The 22089-nt window shown below is 38.3% G+C and carries 19 protein-coding genes and 1 other annotated feature; all 19 genes read left to right on the top strand.

The genetic code is table 11. From position 1 onward, the window contains the following. Positions 1–69: 69 nt before the first annotated feature. The 19 genes from BPR_RS07790 (at position 70) to BPR_RS07700 (ending at position 22088) form a co-directional block, all read left to right on the top strand. Positions 70–354: a hypothetical protein gene (locus BPR_RS07790; RefSeq protein WP_013280924.1), complete on the top strand. Its 285-nt coding sequence runs from the start codon at positions 70–72 to the stop codon at positions 352–354. Positions 355–424: 70 nt separating this feature from the next. Beyond that, positions 425–746: a binding site (T-box leader), on the top strand. A gap of 63 nt (positions 747–809) precedes the next feature. After that, on the top strand, positions 810–2030 hold the full coding sequence (gene tyrS / locus BPR_RS07785; protein WP_013280923.1) for a tyrosine--tRNA ligase: 1221 nt from the start codon (positions 810–812) through the stop codon (positions 2028–2030). Positions 2031–2286: 256 nt separating this feature from the next. Then, entirely contained in the window at positions 2287–2646 is a 360-nt protein-coding gene (locus BPR_RS07780) for an ArsR/SmtB family transcription factor (RefSeq protein WP_013280922.1), read from the top strand. A gap of 89 nt (positions 2647–2735) precedes the next feature. After that, the gene (locus tag BPR_RS07775) at positions 2736–2951 is read left to right on the top strand and encodes a cation transporter (RefSeq protein WP_013280921.1); all 216 of its coding nucleotides are present in this window, start codon (positions 2736–2738) and stop codon (positions 2949–2951) included. A 122-nt stretch (positions 2952–3073) separates the two neighbouring features. Continuing rightward, positions 3074–4987 carry a heavy metal translocating P-type ATPase gene (locus BPR_RS07770; protein WP_013280920.1) on the top strand — a complete coding sequence of 638 codons (1914 nt, stop codon included), beginning with the start codon at positions 3074–3076 and terminating at the stop codon, positions 4985–4987. Positions 4988–5050: 63 nt separating this feature from the next. Further along, on the top strand, positions 5051–7036 hold the full coding sequence (locus BPR_RS07765) for a serine hydrolase domain-containing protein (protein WP_013280919.1): 1986 nt from the start codon (positions 5051–5053) through the stop codon (positions 7034–7036). 183 nt (positions 7037–7219) lie between these two features. Beyond that, positions 7220–8050 (top strand): purine-nucleoside phosphorylase, encoded by an 831-nt coding sequence (locus tag BPR_RS07760; RefSeq protein WP_013280918.1) that lies wholly within the window; start codon positions 7220–7222, stop codon positions 8048–8050. Between the two features lie 26 nt (positions 8051–8076). Next, positions 8077–9378 (top strand): amidohydrolase family protein, encoded by a 1302-nt coding sequence (locus BPR_RS07755; protein ID WP_013280917.1) that lies wholly within the window; start codon positions 8077–8079, stop codon positions 9376–9378. Positions 9379–9405: 27 nt separating this feature from the next. Then, positions 9406–11079: a MutS-related protein gene (locus tag BPR_RS07750; RefSeq protein WP_013280916.1), complete on the top strand. Its 1674-nt coding sequence runs from the start codon at positions 9406–9408 to the stop codon at positions 11077–11079. A 23-nt stretch (positions 11080–11102) separates the two neighbouring features. Then, complete coding sequence (rnhA, locus tag BPR_RS07745; protein WP_013280915.1) at positions 11103–11591, top strand: ribonuclease HI; 489 nt, start codon at positions 11103–11105, stop codon at positions 11589–11591. A gap of 11 nt (positions 11592–11602) precedes the next feature. Further along, positions 11603–12211: a metallophosphoesterase gene (locus BPR_RS07740; protein ID WP_013280914.1), complete on the top strand. Its 609-nt coding sequence runs from the start codon at positions 11603–11605 to the stop codon at positions 12209–12211. Positions 12212–12694: 483 nt separating this feature from the next. After that, positions 12695–13453, top strand: coding sequence for a family 16 glycosylhydrolase (locus BPR_RS07735; RefSeq protein WP_013280913.1), 759 nt, complete (start codon positions 12695–12697; stop codon positions 13451–13453). Continuing rightward, positions 13446–14138: a polyphosphate polymerase domain-containing protein gene (locus tag BPR_RS07730; protein WP_013280912.1), complete on the top strand. Its 693-nt coding sequence runs from the start codon at positions 13446–13448 to the stop codon at positions 14136–14138. The genes BPR_RS07735 and BPR_RS07730 overlap by 8 nt, the downstream gene beginning before the upstream one ends. A 2-nt stretch (positions 14139–14140) precedes the next feature. Further along, on the top strand, positions 14141–14821 hold the full coding sequence (locus BPR_RS07725; RefSeq protein WP_013280911.1) for a DUF4956 domain-containing protein: 681 nt from the start codon (positions 14141–14143) through the stop codon (positions 14819–14821). Between the two features lie 12 nt (positions 14822–14833). Continuing rightward, positions 14834–16393, top strand: coding sequence for a CotH kinase family protein (locus BPR_RS07720; RefSeq protein ID WP_013280910.1), 1560 nt, complete (start codon positions 14834–14836; stop codon positions 16391–16393). Positions 16394–16424: 31 nt separating this feature from the next. Beyond that, on the top strand, positions 16425–18689 hold the full coding sequence (locus tag BPR_RS07715) for a glycosyltransferase family 2 protein (protein ID WP_013280909.1): 2265 nt from the start codon (positions 16425–16427) through the stop codon (positions 18687–18689). A gap of 134 nt (positions 18690–18823) precedes the next feature. Continuing rightward, on the top strand, positions 18824–20152 hold the full coding sequence (locus BPR_RS07710) for an MBOAT family O-acyltransferase (protein ID WP_322786851.1): 1329 nt from the start codon (positions 18824–18826) through the stop codon (positions 20150–20152). A gap of 15 nt (positions 20153–20167) precedes the next feature. Beyond that, positions 20168–21388, top strand: coding sequence for an alginate O-acetyltransferase AlgX-related protein (locus BPR_RS07705; protein WP_013280907.1), 1221 nt, complete (start codon positions 20168–20170; stop codon positions 21386–21388). Positions 21389–21410: 22 nt separating this feature from the next. Further along, a complete protein-coding gene (locus tag BPR_RS07700) occupies positions 21411–22088 on the top strand; it encodes a DUF4956 domain-containing protein (RefSeq protein WP_013280906.1) in 678 nt (225 codons plus the stop codon). Position 22089: the final 1 nt, after the last annotated feature.

The raw sequence follows: 22089 nt of genomic DNA, 5'->3' as shown, positions 1-22089 counted from the left end.
GTTCATATAATGTAATTAGGACAAACAAATGTTCGTGCCTCTACCAATATTGTATGAACAGGGTTTATTATGAGCAGGATTATAGATAAAGTAGATGTGATATGTGAATATAAGTCAGATGGCAGTTTGATTCCCATGAGATTCAGGCTTCTCAATGATGACGGAGTTTATGAGGCGTACACCATAAAGGGCTACAGACAGCTTTTCAATAAAGAGACCTACACAACACCTGATGGTGTCTATGTTTGCAGCAAGGACAAGGTTTTTGAATGCAGAGTATTGATACTTGACATGTACAGGACTGTGAGGCTGTATTTCAATATGGACAGGAACTCCTGGAAGATTGCAATATGATTTATATTATTAGTATAACCGGGTTGACATTTTTTAATTAGTTAACTAAAATTTCAATATATCTAAATTCTGAAAAGCTATGATCGGAATAAGTAAGAATCGAATTCTGACGACAGAGAATTGCCGGTTGGTGAGAGGCGTAAGTTAAGAGCGATGATGAATACCTCCGTGAGCTGCCTGGTTGAATTTCGGGATATTTTTTACCGGATAATAGACCTGGACGGGGCTGACCGTTATATCGGAAGAGTATCGCTTATCAGTTTATTTGAAGAGTATATCGGGCATAGTTTTTGTTTGTCAGGTTGTGCTTTACTGAGAAGTCGTACTTGCTGAGGCATGCAGTGTGAGCTGCGTGTGAATGAAGGTGGTAACACGAATTATTCGTCCTTCGCAATCATATTGGTTGCGGAGGATTTTTTCTTTTCGCAATCTTACAAACATTTTGGAGGTGCATTATGCAGATTTATGAAGAACTTAAGGCAAGAGGACTTATTGCCCAGGTTACAGACGAGGAGCAGATCAGAGAACTTGTTAATGCCGGTAAGGCTACTTTCTACATCGGTTTTGACTGTACAGCTGACTCACTTACAGCCGGCCATTTTATGGCTCTTACGCTTATGAAGAGACTTCAGATGGCTGGTAATAAGCCAATCGCTCTTATTGGCGGTGGTACAACAATGATCGGTGATCCTTCAGGAAGAACCGACATGAGAAAGATGCTCACAAGAGAAGACATCGATCACAACGCTGAGTGCTTCAAGAGACAGATGGAGAAATTCATCGAGTTTGGCGATGACAAGGCTATTATGGTCAACAATGCTGACTGGCTTATGAACCTTAACTACATTGAACTTCTTCGTGAAGTTGGTGCATGCTTCTCAGTTAATAATATGCTCAGAGCTGAGTGCTACAAGCAGCGTATGGAAAAGGGACTTTCATTCCTTGAGTTTAACTACATGATCATGCAGTCCTATGACTTCTACTACATGTTCCAGAAGTACAACTGTAATCTTGAGTTTGGCGGCGATGATCAGTGGAGCAATATGCTCGGTGGTACAGAGCTTATCCGTCGTAAGCTTGGTAAGGACGCTCACGCCATGACAATTACTCTTCTTACAGACTCTCAGGGCAAGAAGATGGGTAAGACAGCAGGAAACGCCGTATGGCTTGATCCTAACAAGACTTCTCCATTTGATTTCTATCAGTACTGGAGAAACGTTGGAGATGCTGATGTTGACAAGTGCATCAAGATGCTGACATTTATTCCTATCGAAGAGATCCTTGAGATGGAGAAATGGGACGATTCCAGAATCAATGAAAAGAAAGAGATTCTTGCTTTTGAACTTACAAGCCTCGTTCATGGCAAAGAGGAAGCTCAGAAGGCTCAGGATGCTGCAAGAGCTCTTTTTGCAGGCGGCGGAGACATGAGCAATGTTCCTGCAGTAGCTCTTAAGGAAGAGGATTTCAGAGACGGCGTTGTAGACATTCTTCAGGTACTTGTTTCTGCAGGTCTCTGCAACACAAGAAGTGAAGCAAGACGTGCCGTTGAACAGGGCGGCGTAACATTTGCTGAAGAGAAGGTTACAGACGTTAAGACAACATACACTAAAGACGTATTTGCTGATGGTGTTATGGTTCGTAAGGGCAAGAAGTCTTACAAGAAGGTTACTGCTTAACTTTAAGCTTAAAAGAAGTTTGGTATAAGCTTATACAATATAATAAAGATGGCATAAGTATAGGGCTGACGCATTGGATGATTGGTTTTCATCCGGGCGCCGGCCCTTTTTAATATCATAGGATATTACTCTGCGACAGTCTTTTTTATGCCCTAAATATAACATATTCTTATTTTTGGTGTTGACATATAGAAAAGTGTGTTTTATATTAAACATATGAACAGTTATTCATATGTTTAAATGTTAGGAGGATGACATGGCATTAAATGACGTAGAACATTGCGAAGTAGTCCACGACCATAAAGAAGTTGTGCTCAAGACGCACAAGCAAATGCCAAGTGAAGATGAATTATACGATCTTGCTGAACTTTTCAAAGTGTTCGGAGATTCTACCAGGATCAAGATACTGTTTGCATTATTTGAACAGGAAATGTGTGTATGCGAGATTGCAGACACACTTGAGATGACTCAGTCAGCTATTTCTCATCAGCTAAGGATCCTCAAACAGAGTAAGCTTGTAGGAAATCGCAGAGAGGGCAAACAGATAATATACTTCCTTGGAGATGATCATGTGAGAACCATCATAGATCAGGGACTCAACCATATTGAGGAATAATCTGATATGAATTCTATATCAGGAGTAAAGAAGGCAAGTAATTGCAATGCAACAAATAAAAAATATAAAAGAGATTGGAGATAAAAGTTATGAAGAAGACATTTAAGTGTGAAGTTGATTGTGCAAATTGTGCAGCCAAGATGGAAGATGCTATCAAGAAGATTGACGGAGTTGTTAGTGCAAGAGTTAATTTCATGACACAGAAGCTGATACTCGAGGCTGCTGATGATGTATTTGATGCAGTTCTTGATAGTGCTGTTAAGGCTTGCAAGAAGGTTGAGCCTGATTGCGAAATCGAAATCTGATTTTATCAAAAGCCTATGACAAATATTCATAGGCTTTTTTCTATAATACTTGGAGTCAATTGTGATTCCATATTTTATGAGAAGTAATTCCACTTACATTTGATACCTGCGAGGTAATTGATATGACCAAAAAACAGAAGAAAAACAGAAACAGAATAATAGCAGTGCTTGTAATATTTGCAGTACTTTTGATACTTGATAAGACAGGAATATTAGAGCCACTTCCATGGTTTGTGGTTTTTGCTATATACGTAGTTCCATATATTATCATTGGCTATGATGTTATCAAGAAGGCGGCAATCAATATCAGTCATGGACAGGTTTTTGATGAAAACTTTCTTATGATGATAGCGACCTTTGGAGCTTTCGGCATTCAGGAGTATTCTGAAGCGCTTGCTGTAATGCTCTTTTACCAGATTGGAGAATTATTCCAGAGCGTTGCAGTCGGCAAATCCAGACAGTCTATAACTGAGCTCATGAGCATTGCCCCGGAGAGTGCTAATTTACTTGATGAAGAAGGTAATGTTTCAGAGGTCGATCCTGAAGAAGTAAGCGTTGGAGATCTTCTTCTTGTTAGAGCAGGCGAGAAAATTCCTGTTGACGGAAGCGTTATAGAGGGCGAGAGTTTTATTGATACAGCAGCCCTTACAGGTGAATCAGTTCCCAGAAAGGTTGCCCCCGGTGACAGCGTAATAAGTGGATGTGTCAACGGAGAGGGAATTCTCAAGGTTCGTGTTGAGAAGGCTTACGAAGACTCAACTGTTTCCAAGATACTGGAACTTGTAGAAAATGCCAGCAACAAGAAATCCAGAATGGAAAACTTTATAACCAGATTTGCAAGATACTACACACCTATTGTTACAATCGGAGCTCTTTTACTTGCTGTTATACCAGGAGTTACAGGTGCTCTTGCCTGGTCAGACAGTATCAGAAGAGCATGTATTTTCCTTATAGTTTCATGCCCGTGTGCACTTGTTATTTCAGTTCCACTTGGCTTCTTTGGCGGAATTGGAGCTTCATCCAAGCTTGGAGTACTTGTTAAGGGCAGTAACTATTTAGAGTCTGTATCCAAGGTGAACACTGTTGTTTTTGACAAGACAGGAACAATTACAAAGGGTGAGTTCAAGGTAACAGAAACATTTGTTGATCCTGAGGCCGGAATAAATGAGGCTCAGCTCCTTAAAATGGCAGCACACGGCGAATCTTTGTCAAACCATCCTATAGCAAGATCAATATGCCAGGCTTATCAGGAGGGAATGTATCAGAATGCTCCTCAGAGTCTTGATAATTCGCTGATTGACAATACTCAGACCAAGGAAGTTTCAGGTCATGGCATAGCTTCTGTATATGAAGGCAAAGAGCTTCTTCTTGGAAATGCAGCTCTTTTAACAGATTATGGGATCAGCTTCTCACAGCTTGATAATGCCGGAACTATAGTATATGTGGGCTATGATGGTAAATATCTTGGTGCTGTAGTTATTTCTGACGTGATAAAAGAGACTGCAAAAGATGCAATCAGAGCACTTAAAGAAAGCGGTGTTAAAAATACAGTCATGCTGACTGGAGATAGAGAAAAAGCAGCAAGAGATGTGGCACAGAAGGTTGGCGTTGATCAGGTAATTGCTGAGCTTCTTCCTGCAGATAAAGTAAGCAGGGTTGAAAAAATGCTTTCTTCATTGGATAATGATAATAAACTTGCGTTTGTGGGAGATGGAATCAATGACGCTCCTGTACTGATGCGAGCTGATGTAGGAATTGCAATGGGATCTCTTGGAAGTGATGCGGCCATTGAGGCTGCAGATGTTGTCATAATGGATGATGATATCTCCAAGATTGCTTCAGTTATCGCAATTGCAAGAAAGACAATGCGTATTGTTAAAGAGAACATCGTATTTGCTCTTGGAGTTAAACTGATAATACTTGTCTTGGGAGCACTTGGTCTTACAACCATGTGGCTTGCGGTATTTGGAGATGTAGGAGTAGCTGTTATAGCAATCCTTAATTCAATGAGAGCACTTAAATATGAGAAAAAATAAATAAAGCGCATTGCCATATATCTTGAGCATTAGAAGGTGATGAGCCTTCGGGGGTAAATAAATATGGCTAGAGCAGAACTTGACGTTGGAGAGCTTTTAATGAAGCTGGTTGCCAGGGAAACCGGTGAGATCAGCAAGGTGGACTATCATCCTCAGAAACCTGAGTTTTCACATGACACTGTGATTGGAGAGACCAGGCTTTTGAGGCAGTCGCCGGAGTCTCAGGGCGTAAGTTCTGCTTTTTTTGTGGAACTTATCAGAAAGCTCTCTGAGACCAAAGAGTGCAATATTCATAAATTTATGGCTCTAAGGCACGGCAAGGTCATAGCTGAATGTGCATTTGAGCCATACGATATGGACATGTGGCATGTTTCATACTCAATGTGCAAGAGCATTGTTGGAATGGCAATTGGTATTCTGATCGATGAAGGAAAGCTCTCTCTTGATGAGAAGATAAGTGATATTTTTAGTTCCAGAATGAATCCCTTTGGTTTTCTTCGCAAGAATGTAACTGTCAAAAATCTCCTTAATATGTCAAGCGGAGTAGATTTCTATGAAGCCGGTGCTATTAGCGGAAATGACTGGAGAAAGAGCTTTTTAGAGGCCGGCTTTAAATTTGATCCGGGGACACAGTTCGAATACAACAGTATGAACACCTACATGTTATCTGCAATAATTACTGAGAAGACCGGCGAATCCTGCTTTGATTACTGCAAGGAAAAGATATTTGTTCCCCTGGGCATTCAGAGAGTATATTGGGAGTCATGCCCTCAGAGTATCACAAAAGGCGGCTGGGGACTCTTTATCAGAATAGAGGACATGGCTAAGCTTGGTCAGCTCTATCTGCAAAACGGCATGTGGGATGGCAAGCAGATTGTACCTGCTGATTGGGTAAAAGAGTCAACTTCCTGGCAGATTGAAACAAATAAAGGAGATAATTCACATTATGGTTATCAGCTTTGGATTAACGATGACAGGCCGGGTTCTTTTGCTTATAACGGAATGCTGGGACAAAATGTTTTCGTATATCCTGATATTGATATGGTTGTCGTGACTAACGCAGGAAACAGCGACATATTCCAGACCAGCAAAATGGCGGTTATGATAAGAAATGCCATGAAAGATGATATTGAGGTTAGTGACATACCACTTCCGGAAGATTTTTCCTCCCTTAATTCATTGAAAGCTATCTGCAAATCCGTTAGTGGAAGGAACAACAATTTCCCTGTAATATATTCAGGCGGCTGGAAGAACAAAGCAGTCAGGATGACTACCGGATCTGCCAGATTGCATACTAGCAGCTATAGCGATAAAAGAGGAAACTTCAAGTCTCAGGTAAGGTCTTTTAACGTTAGAAAAGAAAACCATCTGATACATGAATGGCTATCTAAACTAGACGGCAGAACCTATGATATAGAGCAGAAGGGAGTAGGAATATTCCCGCTTATGATGCAGGTTGTGCATAATAACTTTACAGATGGCATCAACAAGATAGGTTTCAGGCTATGCGACGATAACTCATTTTATATTGATATTTATGAGGGAATAGAGGTATACAGCCTCAGATGCGGTTTTGGCGGTAAAAGATATATCAGCAGTATCAACATGCACGGCGAGGTATATGAGGTGTCGCTTGTTTCCTACTGCGTAACTGATGAATATAACAGACTGGTCATCAGAAATGAGATAAACTTCCTTGAAGAGGCATGTCTGCGCACCTTTAACATTTTCTTTTATGATGATGCAGCCGATAGAGATGACAGAAAGGGTACTTTTATACATCCTTCAGTTCCCTCAAGACTCGAAGTAAGGCTTATGGAAACTCCGGGTACAGATATGCTGATAAATACCATGAAGACTATGGCACCTGATGCGCTTTCAGGAATGCAGGGGAAAGTAGTCAGCAAGTTCTTCAAGGGCGGTATAAAGGAAGCCATAGAACATGCTGTCAACAATACAATACAGCCGACAATAAACGGCGTTCTATCCCTCCCATCAACACCTGAGCCAGCACTAGATACACCATCCGAACCTGTTGATGCTAAATAACACACTCTTGCGTGATGTGGGATTACCCGTGAATAGAGACGGAGAGGAATATTGGGTGTATCAAATGGGATGGGAATTATGATATTATAGTTGGTGGAGCTTACATTTGTGGATATGGCTAAGGCGATATGGCAGGCTCTTAAAATTTAAGTTAAGAAGTATATTTAAGATGAGGTGTTTAATATGTCAAATGCAATTTATGAGAAACTTGAAAGCTGTGTTAAGGCCGTAAGAGAGAAGACTGATTTTGTTCCTGATGTTGCTCTTGTTCTTGGTTCTGGTCTTGGCAACTATGCTGATAATATCAGAATTGAGACTGAAATTAGTTATAGTGATATTCCCGGATTCCCTGTTTCAACTGTACCGGGACATGCCGGAAAGTTTATCTTTGGATATGTTGATGATGTTAAGGTAGTTTGCATGAAGGGTAGAGTACACTTCTATGAGGGATATGATGTAACAGATGCAGTTCTTCCTGCAAGACTTATGAAGATGCTCGGCGCTAAAATATTGTTCCTTACTAATGCTGCAGGCGGACTTGGAGAAGGCTTTAAGGCTGGTGATCTTATGCTCATTACTGATCACGTTTCTATTTTTGCTCCTAATCCACTTATCGGACCAAATGTCGATGAACTTGGCCCTCGTTTTGCTGATATGTCAGAAGTTTATGACAAGGACCTGCAGGATGTTATCAGAAAAGCTGCGGCTGCTGAGGGAATTGACCTTAAGGAAGGTGTATATTGCCAGCTTACAGGTCCATCATTTGAGAGTCCTGCTGAGATCAGACTTCTTGGCAAGCTCGGTGTTTCTGCTGTTGGAATGAGTACAGTTATTGAAGCAATTGCAGCTAATCATATGGGTATGAGAATTTGCGGAGTATCATGCATCAGCAATCTTGCTGCCGGTATCAGTGAGCAGCCACTTTGCCATGAAGAGGTTCAGGAAGCTGCCGATAAGGTTGCTCCTCTTTTCACCAAGCTTGTTACAGAATCTATTAAGAGCTTTGCTCTATAATATATTTTTTGCTATCGGGAGTAGGTATGAGAACAAGATTTTATAATGCCAGAGTGCTGACTATGGAGTCAGACAGAGACATTTTCTTTGGGGAGGTTTGGGTAGTAGAGGACAGGATCATCTTCGTCGGAACAGAGGAAGAGGGACGACTTTACTGCGACAAACATAAAGATACAATTCTTATTTGGGATAGGGAGATTGACTGCAAGGGCAATCTTCTTATGCCCGGTTTTAAAAATGCTCATACACATTCAGCCATGACATTAATGAGATCCAAGGCTGATGATCTTCCTCTTCAGGACTGGCTCGGAACACAGATTTTTCCTATAGAAGCCAAGATGACAGGAGAGGATATCTATCATTTATCCAAGATTTCAATTCTTGAATATCTCACAAGCGGAATCACATCTGTTTTTGAAATGTATCTGACACCATTTACGGTCGCAGATTCTTTTAGAGACTGTGGAATGCGCTGCGTACAGACAAGCTGTGTTAACAATTTCAGCCAGTCTGTAGAGCTTTTGGAGAAGTATTATACAGATATCAATGGAAGAGACCCTTATAACTCTTTTATTCTGGGTGTTCACGCAGAATATACCTGTTCCAGAGAACTGCTGGAAAAGTGTGCTGAGCTTGTTCACAAGTATAGGGCTCCATTTTGGGCTCATATTCAGGAGACTGAGAAGGAAACTAAAGAGTGCATAGAAAGATATGGCATGACTCCTATAGAGCTCTTTGACTCTCTGGGACTCTTTGACTATGGCGGAGGCGGATATCACCTTGTATGGACCAATGACAGGGATAGAGAGATCATGAAAAAACGTGGCCTTTATGCTGTAACAAATCCAGGTTCCAATACCAAGCTGGCAAGCGGAATCGCACCTATTGCCAAGTATCTTGAATGCGGTATTCCTGTTGCAATTGGTACAGATGGTCCAGCCAGTAACAACTGTCTTGATATGTTCAGAGAAATGTTCCTTGTAACAGGTCTTGCCAAGTTAAAAGATATGGATGCATCAAGTGTAGATGCTACTGAGGTTCTGAAAATGGCAACAGTTAACGGCGCTCATGCTATGGGACTTGATGATGCAGATGTCCTTGCAGAAGGTAAACTTGCTGATATTATTATGGTCGATCTTCAGCAGCCCAATATGCAGCCAATAAACAATATTGTCAAGAATCTGGTATACAGTGGCAGTAAGAGTAATGTAGTAATGACTATGATTGGTGGGATTATCCGCTACGAAAATGGCAAATTCAACATTGGAGTAGAGCCATCAGAGGTTTATGGCAAGGCAGAAGAAATCAAGAACAGAATTTACGGATAAATTAGAGACTACAAAGGATTGGCTTATATGGAAGTATTGATTTTTTTAGGAATAATGGCAGGAGTATGCTTTCTTGCATATTTACTGGGACTTAGAGATGAGAAGATAAGAGAAAAATATCTTTTAAAGAAACTTAAAGACGGATTTGGTCAGGCACCGGGCAGAGAATACAGGCAGGATGATCTGGATCATTTGCCTGGGTATTATTCTAAACATCATGAGAAATTCCAGATAGATGATACAACCTGGAATGATCTTAATATGGATGGCGTCTTTGCCAGAATGAATTACTGTCTCAGCGCAACAGGTGAAGAGTATCTTTATTATATGCTGAGATCTCCGCATATGCTGGATGATTTTGATAAAATGGAATCACAAGTGGAATTCTTCCGAAAGAATGATGATGCCAGGATTAAGATTCAGCTGATTTTTTCCCGAATTGGAAGGAGAATCAGATATTCAATTTATGATTATCTTGATTTCCTTGATAAGACTCCCAATATATCAAATCGCAGGCACTTTTTGATGCTGGGGCTTATGGTGCTTGCACTTGGAGGCTGCTTTGTCAATTTTACATTTGGATTTTTAGCTTTAGTAGCATTGTCTCTATATAATATCTTTTCATATTTTGGTATTAAAAATGAGATAGAGCCTTACCTTGCATCTTTTGCATATATTCTGAGAGTGATATATTCATGCGACTATTTTTCCAAGCTGGATTATCCTGAAATTAGGGAAGATATTGAAAGGATGAACAATGCTGCTAAAGAGCTTCGCCCGTTTACAAGAGGTTCTTTTATCCTCATGAATAATGGCAGAGCAAATACAAGTGGTAATCCTCTTGATATCCTTTTGGAGTATATCAAGATGGCGCTTCATCTTGACCTTATCAAATTCAACCAGATGTACAAACTGATTTTGGATAAAAAAGATGAACTTGATGAAATAATAACTATTACCGGAAAATTAGAGGCAGAGATATCAGTTGCCTGCTTTAGGGAATCATATAAGGAGCAGTTTTGCATTCCTGAATTTGCCGGAAATAACTATAATGCTAATGAGCTCATTCATCCCCTTATTGCAGATGCAGTTTCAAACAGTATTGATACTAATAGGGGGCTTTTGATCACCGGATCAAATGCTTCCGGTAAATCAACCTTTCTTAAGACCTGTGCAATCAATGCTATTCTTGCACAGACTATACATACTGCGCTGGGAAGAAGCTATGTGGCGCCACTTTACCGTATATATTCTTCAATGGCGCTTAAGGATGATATTTTTGGCGGAGATTCTTATTATATTGTTGAGATTAAGTCAATCAAGAGGATTCTTGATGCCAACAAGGAAGAAGGCTGCCAGGTTCTATGCTTTGTGGATGAAGTTTTAAGAGGTACCAACACAATTGAACGTATTGCTGCGTCGACAGAGATTCTTAAGGCATTTTCAGATAGCAGGGTGATGTGCTTTGCTGCTACGCATGATATAGAGCTTACATCACTTCTGGCAGATAAGTTTGATATCTATCATTTTGAGGGCAATGTCACTGATAATGATGTCCAGTTTGATTACAGGATTAAAGAGGGACCTGCCACAACTCGTAACGCGATTAAGCTTCTTAGTGTACTTGGCTATGACAAGGCAATCGTTGAGGATGCTCAGAATCTTGCGGAACACTTCCTTAAAGATGGAGTTTGGGCATAACTAATACTTTTTAGGAGATTTAGATGAGAGTAGAGATTTATTCTGACGGTTCAGCTAGAGGTAACCCTGATGGACCTGGTGGGTATGGTACAATACTCAGATATGTAGATGCCAAGGGCGAAGTACACGAAAAGGAACTTAGCGCAGGTTATGATAAGACTACAAATAACCGAATGGAGCTTATGGGGGCAATTGTAGGGCTTGAAGCTCTCAACAGGCCCTGTGATGTAGAAATGTTTTCGGATTCCCAATATATTATCAAGGCATTTAATGATAAATGGATAGACGGATGGATCAAAAAAGGCTGGAAAACTGCAGGTAATAAACCTGTTAAAAATGTAGAGCTTTGGAAACGTCTTCTTGCTGCTTGTGAGCCTCATGGCATCAGATGGAACTGGGTTAAGGGACATGCCGGACATGCTGAGAATGAGAGATGCGATCAGCTGGCTACAGCTGCTGCAGATCAGAGCGCAGATCTATTATTACATGATGATGGCGGCGACCTTAGATGAGGATAAGATAATTGATTTATTATATTGCAGACTGTCATTTCTATCACGGAGCACTTAATACCAAAATGGACAAAAGAGGGTTTGAAAGTGCCGAAGATATGAATGAATATATGATTGAAAAATGGAACAGCAAGGTGGGCAAAACAGATACTGTTGTGATCCTTGGGGATTTATCGCTTGGAACTGTAGAGGAGACTAACAATCTTATCAATCGCCTGAAAGGCAAGCTGTGTCTTATAACCGGAAATCACGATAAATATGTAGGTAAGAGCGATTTTGATGCAGGCAGATTTGAATGGATAGACAACTATAGGGAAATAACAGATTCACAGAAAAAAGTAATATGTTGTCACTATCCGATACCATTTTATGAAGGGCAGTATCGTAAACGCCATAATGGAGATCCTAAGGCTTATATGCTTTATGGTCATGTTCACGAGACAAGGGATGAAGACCTGATGAAGGAAATAATCAGGATGATAAAGGGCACGCCTTATTATCCAATTGGAAGTGAGCATGAGAGTACTATTCCCTGTAATATGATAAATTGTTTTTGTAAAAGAAGTGATTATACTCCATTATCATTGTCTGAATGGATAAAATTAAACGGTACATTATAAAAGTGAATATTTTGGAATACAAAAATCAGGTTTTAGTTTTCTAAACCTGATTTTTTTGTGCATAGATTTATGCGCGAGATAATATATCGGAAATAAATTATCAATATAGGAAAGACTGTCCCCTTGAATAAAAGAAACAATATTTCGAAATATCATTGATTTAGCAATATTAAATTTCATAAAATATAAAAATTTGGACAATTCTGACAAGTGTTAGACTTGAATTTTAATTTCAAAATCATGGCAAAAATAGTGAAATAAAATTGAAATTCTAAAAAAATTCTAAACTAAGAATAAAAAATAAATATTTTCACAAAAATAATTCGTATAAAATGCACAAAAACAATATGTTGATTATGTGAAAACTGTAGAGTATAATCACTTTTCGTATGTTAAAAATATATCTATTTATTTTCAGGGGGTGAGATATACATTAAAATTTTATTTCAAATTATTTTCCCGTTTATTTTTTTTAGCATTTTAATGCAAGCAAATAAGATCAGTTTGTCGAACTCTGATGGCAGAGATTGTTTTTATCAGAGAATGGCCGAAACCGAATCTGCTAACATGTCCAAGGCAAACTGGGCAAACGGAGGAATGTTTGGCTGTGATTTTTCCAAGTATAACGTAAGGTTCACAGAAGAAAATATGCAGCTATGGCTAACTGATGCATTAGACAGTTCCAAATATGACTATGCATTTTCCGGAGCAGAGTATAGGTCTAATGATTATTTTGGATATGGAATGTATGTGGTGGATATGAAACCGGCCAAGGCTGATGGAATTGTGTCGTCATTTTTTATTTTTACCAGAGAAGATGATGGAAGTAACTGGGATGAAATAGATATTGAGTTTTTGGGGAAAGACACCACCAGGGTACAGTTTAATTTCTATAGTGATGGATGTGGCAAACATGAATATATGTATGAGCTTGGTTTTGATGCATCTGAAGAATTTCACAGATATGGCTTTTTATGGCTAAGTGACAGGATCATATGGACTGTTGATGATACACCTGTATATATGGTTACCAGCAAGGACAGCATGATTCCGGATTCACAGGGGCGCATAATGATGAATATTTGGAACGGCAATAATTCTGAAAAGACAATTAACTGGCTTGGGCAATACAGAGGAAGCGTGGATATACATGCTGACTACAATTATTTTGTGTATACGCCCTATGAAGGCGATGAAATAGATTTAGAATTTCAGGGAGGAGAGAGAATAAGCAATGATTGATGTTTTAAGAGAAGAAAAGAAATATAAAATTTCTTTAGAATGTGCAAGCAGCTTATTTGACAAGATGAGTAAAGTCATGGATGGGGATCCATACAACGGACTTGATCAGTACATGGTCCGTTCACTATATTTTGATACCATGAATGATTCTGATTTTGCAGAAAAAGAAATGGGTAACGAGTATAGAAAGAAAATCAGGCTACGAGTATATAAGGCTTCTGCCAAGAAGGCCAAGCTTGAAATTAAAGAAAAATGTGGGGTAAATCAGCGTAAGAGATCTCTTACAGTTTCCAAAGAAGATGCCATTGAACTTATAAATTGTAATTATTCTGTGCTTCTAAATTATGATGAGGATCTGGCTAAAGAGCTTTATTACATCATGGTAACAGAAGGATACAGGCCTAAATGTGTTGTTCAGTATATGAGACGTGCTTTTGCAGCAGTTGAGAACAACATCAGGATTACATATGATACTGAACTCGTATCAAATGAAGGATATTTTGATATCTTCGATGAGAATCTTTGTGTGTATCCTATTGCGGACAAGGATGAGGTTATTCTTGAGGTTAAATATAACAATTTTCTACTCAGCTATATAAAAGATGTCCTGGAATGCGTGGACAAGACGGAAACATCTAACAGTAAATATTGCAGAGCTAGAAAATATGGAATGATGGAGGCATAAATATGAAAAAGGAATTACTTAACTATCTTGTAACAAATTCAGGGGCGCTTACTCCTAAACAAGTGCTTTTAAACTTTGTAGCTGTACTGATTCTGAGCTTTTGCATATTTGTTTCTTACAAATATTCTTATTCAAAGCTTGTTTACAGTGCCAGATTTAATACTTCTTTAGTTGTTCTGGCAGTGATCACTACACTTGTCATGAGCTGTATTGGGAATAATGTTGCTCTTTCACTTGGTATGGTCGGTGCGCTTTCTATTGTTCGTTTCCGTACCAGCGTCAAGGATGCCAGAGACACAGCTTATATTTTCTGGGCGATTGCCATTGGTATTTGCTGTGGAGTTGCAGATTATCAGATAGCTATCATCGGAACAGTTTTCATTTTTGTTCTGCTTCTCATTTTTGGAAATGTTCAGAGTAATACAAGATATCTTCTTGTTGTAAGAACATCAAGAGAGGCTTCAGCTACGGTAAGAGATGCTATTGAGCAGTACTACAACAAAAAGGCATTTTTTAGAACTGATAACTCCAACAAAGAAGATGATGAACTTATTTACCTTGTTTCAGAGGGTGTTATAAAAAAATCAGAAAAAAAGAACGGTTCATTAAACGATATTCTCTATGCAATAGATGGAGTTAAAGACGTGAACATCGTTTCACAGAATAATGAGATGAACAACTAAGAGAGAAGAACTATGAATAAAAGAAAAAGTATAACGATAGTGGTTATGCTCTTGCTATTTTCTCTTGCAGGTATATCTTTTGCAAAGCTTTCAGAAAAAAAATCAGATGCAGTAGATAGTAAAATCGTTGACTCAAGTGTAGGAATGACAGAAATTCCTGAAGATGGAATGGTAGATGATTCTTTTACTTCCCATCTTCCTCTTGTTGTATTAGACCTTGAGGAACAGGAAATTCCAGTAGCTTACAAATATGATTCTGATAAAGAAATCCTGGTACCTATTGATGGAATTGATCCTTATGTCTGCGGAAATGTTTATCTGTATGCAGGTAAAGACATAAATTCACTTAATGACGCGCCGCAGGTTTCTTCAGGCATGCATGTCAAGTACAGGGGAAATTCGTCGCTTTTTTATGATAAAAAGCAGTACAAGTTAGAACTTCTGGATGAGAATGGTGCCAAGAAAGATGAGAATCTTCTTGGCATGGGAGAAGATAGCGACTGGATATTAAACATTTCCATGTCGGATAAATCACTTCTTAGAAATTACCTTGCATATAATGTAGCAGGAGAAATTGATCCTTTTACACCGGATGTGCAGTACTGCGAAGTACTGATCAAAAAGGGCGATAAGTACGAGTATGAAGGCTTGTATCTTTTATGTGAGAGCATAAAAGTCTCCAAAGACAGAGTGGATATTTCAAGGTATAACAAGGACGGTCTTTCTTCATTTCTTGTGAAAAGAGACAGATATGATGAGGAGGCTGTGATACTTGATACCTGGGCAACTGAGCAGGGCCTTACTTATGGTTACCTATCACTTGAATATCCTAGAAGAGAGAAGCTATCTGCAGATTCTGTCAAAAACATACAGGATAATATAAATCAGGCTGAAAAGGTTATTTATTCTGACGATAAGCGAATTCTGGACACTTATCCTGATTATATAGATGAGACTTCATTTGTAGATTATTTCCTGATAAATGAATTTTTTGGTAATTATGACGCAGGAAATAACTCAACATATATGTATGCTGAACTTAATGGCAAAATCCATATCGGACCTGTATGGGATTTTGACGGAGCTATGGATAACTATCTGGATGCGATGGCTGATGATGACAAAATAGCCTTCCAAAGTAGAGCCTGGTTTGAAAGACTAATAGATTCCGACAGGTTTCTTATAGCACTTCAAAAGAGATATGCTCAACTTCTAAAGGGCAGCTTTGATAAGAAGCACATAAACAAGATTATTGATGATGCACTTGTTTATATGGGGAATGCCCGACTTAGAGATTATAGCAGGTGGCATAAATCATATGATGAATACAAACTGGTTAATTCAGAAGATGAATTTGGCATTTATGTTGACAGAAATGGTTACACATATGATGAGGAAGTACAAAAGCTAAGAGACTATGTCTCAGTTCACTCTGAGGCTGTTAATAAAGAACTCAGTAATTACGGCAATCATAATCTATATGTGTCATCCCTTGGTAAATATGGCAACTTTGCATGCCTGTTTATTGTATTCTTTCTGTGCTCAGTAATTATAGTTCGAAGAAAAGCATAAAGTATTAAAAGTATTGAAAAAGGGGAGAAAAATGAGGAAAAAGGATAAAAAGTATAATTTATTTCTTATAATTTCCACCATTCTAATGGTAGTTTACTTTGGCTGGAGACTTTTCTTTACATTTCCAACCAAGTATGGCCCTGTAGCTATTGTTTGTGCAGTTATCCTGTTTGTGTGTGAATTTGTTTCTGCAGTTGAGGCATTCATTCATCTTTTATCTTCGATGAATCCGGTTGTTCCTGAGAGACCAACTATTCCAAAGGAATGGTATCCGGATGTTGATGTGTTTATAGCAACACACAATGAATCTACAGACGTGCTATACAAGACTGTAAATGGCTGTAAATACATGAAATATCCTGATAAGAGTAAAGTACATATCTGGATCTGTGATGACGGATACAGAATGGAGGTCAAGGAACTGGCCGAGAAGATGGGAGTAGGCTGGCAGGGACTTCAGAATAATAAACTTGCCAAGGCAGGAAACCTTAACAATGCACTTGCACATACTTCTGCGCCTCTTGTTGTAACATTTGATGCAGACATGATTCCAACCAGAAATTTCCTGCTTGAGACAGTTCCATATTTCTTCCTTCCAAGAATGAAGAAACTTGAAAATGGCAAATGGGTTGAAAGAACTAAGGATGAGATCGATCCAAACTATAAGATTGGATTTATCCAGACTCCGCAGAACTTCTACAATCCGGATCTTTTCCAGTATAACCTATATGCAGAAGATAAAGTGCCTAACGAACAGGATTATTTCTTTAGAGAAATCAATGTTTCCAGAAATAAATCTAATTCACCAATATATGCTGGCTCAAATACAGTGATCAGTAGAAAGGCTTTGGAAGAAGTTGGTGGAATTGCTACTGGAACTATCACAGAAGATTTTGAGACCGGAATTCATATTCAGGGACGCGGATATTCCTGCTATGCGGTTGATAATGTTCTTGCACACGGACTTGCACCTGATTCAGTAGATTCACTTATTAAACAAAGGGAACGTTGGGGAAGAGGCTGTATTTATTCACTAAGGAAAATGCATATATGGACCAATAAGGAAATGCCATTGGCATCCAAGATAAGCTATTATTCCTGTCAGATTTATTGGTGGACATTCCTTAGAAGATTTGTATTTATACTATGCCCGATTATCTTTTCAGTATTTTCAATTCCTGTAATGGAATGTAAGCCTTGGGAGCTTTTGCTTTTCTGGCTTCCTTCCTATGTCATGTTTAATAAGGCTCAGGCATTGGAATCTGGAGATATTAGAACCAACAGATGGAGTAACATCATCGATACAGTTATGTTCCCATATTTGGTTATTCCGATTTGCCTCGAAGCAATGGGATTTCAGCAGCATAAGTTTGTTGTTACCAGAAAAGACCGTGTAATACAGGATACAAATGATGCCAAGCTTGCAATTCCTCATGGCATTTTGCTTGCATTTTCACTTATATCACTGGTAATTGCTTTATCTGATCTGATCAGATATAAGGCTGTAGGTAGTGTGATCATTATTTACTGGTTATGCGTAAATGCTTTTGCTCTTACTATGGCTATCTTCTTCATGATCGGCAGAAAAAATCTACGTATGACAGAAAGATATGATGTGTCACTTCCTGTAAAGGTCATTTTTAATGATCAGATTTTGTATGGAGATACAATTGATGTTTCTGAGACCGGTCTTGCGGTAAAAATGAATCAGTCAGTTCTTATTCCAAAAGGAACTGTAAGAATTCATGTCAAGACACATCACTACAATGCACATTTCAATGCTAAAGAAGTGTATGTTACTGACTATATTGATTCCGTTACTGGGGAGAAAATGTATCGATATAGCTTTGCTATTACTGAACTTGATGAGGAGAATAAGTCTCAGTATTACCAGCTCATATATGACAGAGAGCCATCTTTGCCAAGTTTCACAGCTAAAGAAGATAGCGTTTTTGCTAATCTGTCTGATAACTTTGAGGGGCGAATCGAAGGAGTTCATACTCAAAAGAGACGTCTATACAGAGTTTATGTTCATGAAGAAGTTAAGGAAGCAGATGGAAGTAAGGGATTTATGTATGATTACAATTACCGCTATGTAGCCCTTAACTGGAATGATCAGATTGGTAAAAAGACAAGAGAAATATTATTTGGAAAAGGCATTAATATGACATGTTCTTTTGTGAGATGCATAGATGATAATAGAGCTCTTTATAAGATAAAAAATAGTGATGACCTGATATTCAGCGACGATTTCGATTCCATTTTAAAGAGATGGGATGAAAAAATGGCGGGCTGATAGTAAAGGAGTTAGTTTTGGTATTTTCAAGTATTCCGTTCTTGTTATATTTTCTGCCAATAGTTTTGCTGGTCTATTATGCATTTTCTTTTTGTCGACCGGTTCAAAATATTTGGCTGTTTATAGCCAGTATTGTGTTTTATGCATGGGGAGAACCTGTTTATGTGATTCTCCTCCTTGCATCAATCCTGGTGAATTATATATTAGGACTGTTTGAGCAGAGTATTAGAGACAAAAATGATAAGGCTGCAAAGGCGGGGATCGTTGTTGCCTGTTTAGTTAACCTGGGACTTTTATTTGTCTTTAAATACCTCACATTCATTCTCACATCAGTTAATGATTTTGCTGGCATGGAACTGATTCAGGTTCCGGATATCAGATTGCCTATTGGCATTTCTTTTTTCACATTTCAGGCTTTGTCCTATGTGATTGATATATACAGAAAAGATACTGATGCTCAGAAAAACCCATTGTATGTTGGCTTATATATAGCCTTTTTCCCGCAGCTTATTGCAGGACCTATTGTAAGATACAAGACAATTGCAGAGCAGATAAAAAGCAGAAAGTCTACTTTGGACCTGTTTGCTAACGGCACAACCAGATTTGCTGTGGGAATTTCCAAAAAAGTATTACTAGCAAATAATATTGCAATTGTAGCTGATACTATATTCAGACTTACACAGACTACTAAAGAGTATTATTCAGTTCCAGTGACTATGGCATGGCTTGGCGGTATTTGCTATACGCTTCAGATCTATATGGATTTTTCGGCATATTCTGATATGGCTATTGGCCTCGGACAGATGTTTGGATTTTGCTTTGAAGAAAACTTCAATTATCCATATATAACAAAGTCTATTGGAGAATTCTGGAGAAGATGGCACATATCACTTGGAACTTGGTTTAAAGAATATGTCTATTTCCCACTTGGAGGATCGAGAGTTAAAAACAAGGACAAGATGGTCAGAAATACCCTTATAGTATGGATACTTACTGGTATTTGGCACGGCGCATATTGGACTTTCATTTTTTGGGGAATATACAATCTGATATTCATCATTTTTGAGAGAGTTGTAAGTTTTGAAAAAATCGAAGGACATGATTTTCTTAAACATATCTATTCACTGGTAGTTATCATGTTTGGATGGATAATGTTCAGGGCAGATACTCTTTATGAACTTGGTGAATATTTTGCCAACATGTTTGGACTTACTAATAATGCCTTTTACAATGCGCGAGTTGGAATGTTCCTTAAAGAATATGCCCTGGTTATCATTTTTTCTATTGTGTTCTCTATGCCTGTTGCAAGAATATGCAGAGAAAAGCTAGAGAAAATGGAAAATGGAGCCCTTAAGATTGGGCTTAAAAGTGCTTATGTTGTTGGATTAACAGCTGCTTTTACCTTTTCTGTGATCAGCATGGTAAAGGGTGGATACAATCCATTCATATATTTTAATTTCTAATAGAAGGAGGCTGTAATGAAAAATATAGAAAAATATGTATTTACAGCAATCTTCATTGCTGGTGTTGGAATATATTCTGTTTTATCTATTGTAAATGCATCAGAGCAAATTTACGAATGCTGTAGCGAAACTCAGATTGAGAGTACTGATGATGCTAAAAAAGTCATTTCTGATATCGAAGACGAGATGGTTAGCAATGTTGCGGCCAGATACGGTGTCATTGAGATATATGGTGAAACAAATAAGCTTCTTGGTAAGAATGAAATAAATGGCTTTGAATATGTTAGAGATAAAAATGGATTTTTAAGCCTCGGAAACTTTTGGAACGAGGTTCATGATACGGATGTCAAACCTCTTGCAGTAGAAACTGAGCATTTTTATGAATCTCTCAAGAAAAAAGGCATAAATATGTTGTATGTTTCATTTCCGCAGAAGGTATCGGATGAATGGACGGATGGATATAGTGGTATACCGTATGACGATTTCTCATATAAGAACAATATGTTCATGATACAGATGAGAAAGTATAGAATTCCGAATCTGGATCTTACTAAAACGCTGGAAGAATCCGGACTACCTTATGAAGAAATGTTCTTTAAAACGGATCACCATTGGACTAGTAAAGCGGCCTTTTTAGGCTTTCAGGCTATACTTGATAAACTTGATGAAATGGGAGTAGAGCTTGATCCAAATGGTTACTATCGTAACTTTGATAATTACAAAGTTATACATTACGAAGATATGATGCTTGGATCATCAGGAAGATCAGTAGGCCAGAGATATGCCGGCGGAAGAGAGAATTTTGATCTTTATTATATTGATGACGATACAGAGTATGAGTTTACTTACGGTGATAATAAGACAATATATGGTAAAGCTTCTGAAACTATAATTGATTTTAATGTTCCCGAAAAAATAGAAAAAGAACCTGATTCTATTTACACATTAAGTATGTATGACATGTACATGAGAGGAATCAGACCCAAGGTAAGAATAGATAATATAAACTCTCAAGGTCCAAAAGTTCTCATGATTACTGATTCTTATGCGTCACCAATAGGGGCTTGGCTGGCACCTATGTGCAGCAGGCTGGATTTCTTATGGGCTAACCGTAATGATGATGAAGCTATTGATAGATATATTGAGGAAAATGATTATGATCTGGTAATCGTCGGGCTATATCCTAACGATGTCAATTCAGAGTTTATACGATTCTCTTCATCAGATGATAACTAATCATATATAGAAAGGAAATAAAATGAAATCTACTATTTTTAATTTTTTATCTACGTCTAATACAGCTATGAGCTATGAAAACGTCCTTCTTAATTTTGTAGCTGCAACAATCATTGGACTTGTTATTTTCCTGTGCTACAAATTAACACATTCAAGGGCTGTTTACAGCGCAAAGTTTAACGTATCACTTCTTATGATGACAGTTATAACAACTCTTGTAATGAGTGTTATTGGTAATAATATAGCTCTTTCTCTTGGTATGGTGGGTGCTCTTTCAATTGTAAGATTTCGTACAGCTATCAAGGATGTAAGAGATACTGCGTATATTTTTTGGTGCATAGCAGTTGGTATCTGCTGCGGCGTTTCAGAGTATTTTCTCGTTGGAGTTGGAAGTCTTGTGATCTTCCTTGTACTTCTCTTACTTGGAGCTGTTCATTCAGACGATGTTTACCTTATAAGTGTTAAGGCAGATAGAAATGCAGAAAATGATATTTCTATGCTCATGACAAACGCTTTCAGAGGTAAAGCTAACATGAGAGTTAACAACTCAAATAGCAAATCTTGTGAACTCATCTATGAAGTTACAGGTAAAATGCTCAAGAAAAAAGTTAACGGACAGGATATAAAAGAAGAACTTTACAATATTGATTCAGTATCTATGGTAAATATCATTTGCCAGAGCGAAGAGATTAGCAGATAAA

The organism is Butyrivibrio proteoclasticus B316, from assembly GCF_000145035.1.
GTDB classification, from domain to species: domain Bacteria; phylum Bacillota; class Clostridia; order Lachnospirales; family Lachnospiraceae; genus Butyrivibrio; species Butyrivibrio proteoclasticus.
Note: the sequence above shows the minus strand (reverse complement) of the source record. Positions and strands in the feature narration are given on the sequence as shown.

Bases quoted from the DNA above. Each gene is read 5' to 3' on its own strand.
- BPR_RS07790 (WP_013280924.1), top strand. From the start codon at position 70: ATGAGCAGGATTATAGATAAAGTAGATGTGATATGTGAATATAAGTCA.
- tyrS (WP_013280923.1), top strand. From the start codon at position 810: ATGCAGATTTATGAAGAACTTAAGGCAAGAGGACTTATTGCCCAGGTT.
- BPR_RS07780 (WP_013280922.1), top strand. From the start codon at position 2,287: ATGGCATTAAATGACGTAGAACATTGCGAAGTAGTCCACGACCATAAA.
- BPR_RS07775 (WP_013280921.1), top strand. From the start codon at position 2,736: ATGAAGAAGACATTTAAGTGTGAAGTTGATTGTGCAAATTGTGCAGCC.
- BPR_RS07770 (WP_013280920.1), top strand. From the start codon at position 3,074: ATGACCAAAAAACAGAAGAAAAACAGAAACAGAATAATAGCAGTGCTT.
- BPR_RS07765 (WP_013280919.1), top strand. From the start codon at position 5,051: ATGGCTAGAGCAGAACTTGACGTTGGAGAGCTTTTAATGAAGCTGGTT.
- BPR_RS07760 (WP_013280918.1), top strand. From the start codon at position 7,220: ATGTCAAATGCAATTTATGAGAAACTTGAAAGCTGTGTTAAGGCCGTA.
- BPR_RS07755 (WP_013280917.1), top strand. From the start codon at position 8,077: ATGAGAACAAGATTTTATAATGCCAGAGTGCTGACTATGGAGTCAGAC.
- BPR_RS07750 (WP_013280916.1), top strand. From the start codon at position 9,406: ATGGAAGTATTGATTTTTTTAGGAATAATGGCAGGAGTATGCTTTCTT.
- rnhA (WP_013280915.1), top strand. From the start codon at position 11,103: ATGAGAGTAGAGATTTATTCTGACGGTTCAGCTAGAGGTAACCCTGAT.
- BPR_RS07735 (WP_013280913.1), top strand. From the start codon at position 12,695: ATGCAAGCAAATAAGATCAGTTTGTCGAACTCTGATGGCAGAGATTGT.
- BPR_RS07730 (WP_013280912.1), top strand. From the start codon at position 13,446: ATGATTGATGTTTTAAGAGAAGAAAAGAAATATAAAATTTCTTTAGAA.
- BPR_RS07725 (WP_013280911.1), top strand. From the start codon at position 14,141: ATGAAAAAGGAATTACTTAACTATCTTGTAACAAATTCAGGGGCGCTT.
- BPR_RS07720 (WP_013280910.1), top strand. From the start codon at position 14,834: ATGAATAAAAGAAAAAGTATAACGATAGTGGTTATGCTCTTGCTATTT.
- BPR_RS07715 (WP_013280909.1), top strand. From the start codon at position 16,425: ATGAGGAAAAAGGATAAAAAGTATAATTTATTTCTTATAATTTCCACC.
- BPR_RS07705 (WP_013280907.1), top strand. From the start codon at position 20,168: ATGAAAAATATAGAAAAATATGTATTTACAGCAATCTTCATTGCTGGT.
- BPR_RS07700 (WP_013280906.1), top strand. From the start codon at position 21,411: ATGAAATCTACTATTTTTAATTTTTTATCTACGTCTAATACAGCTATG.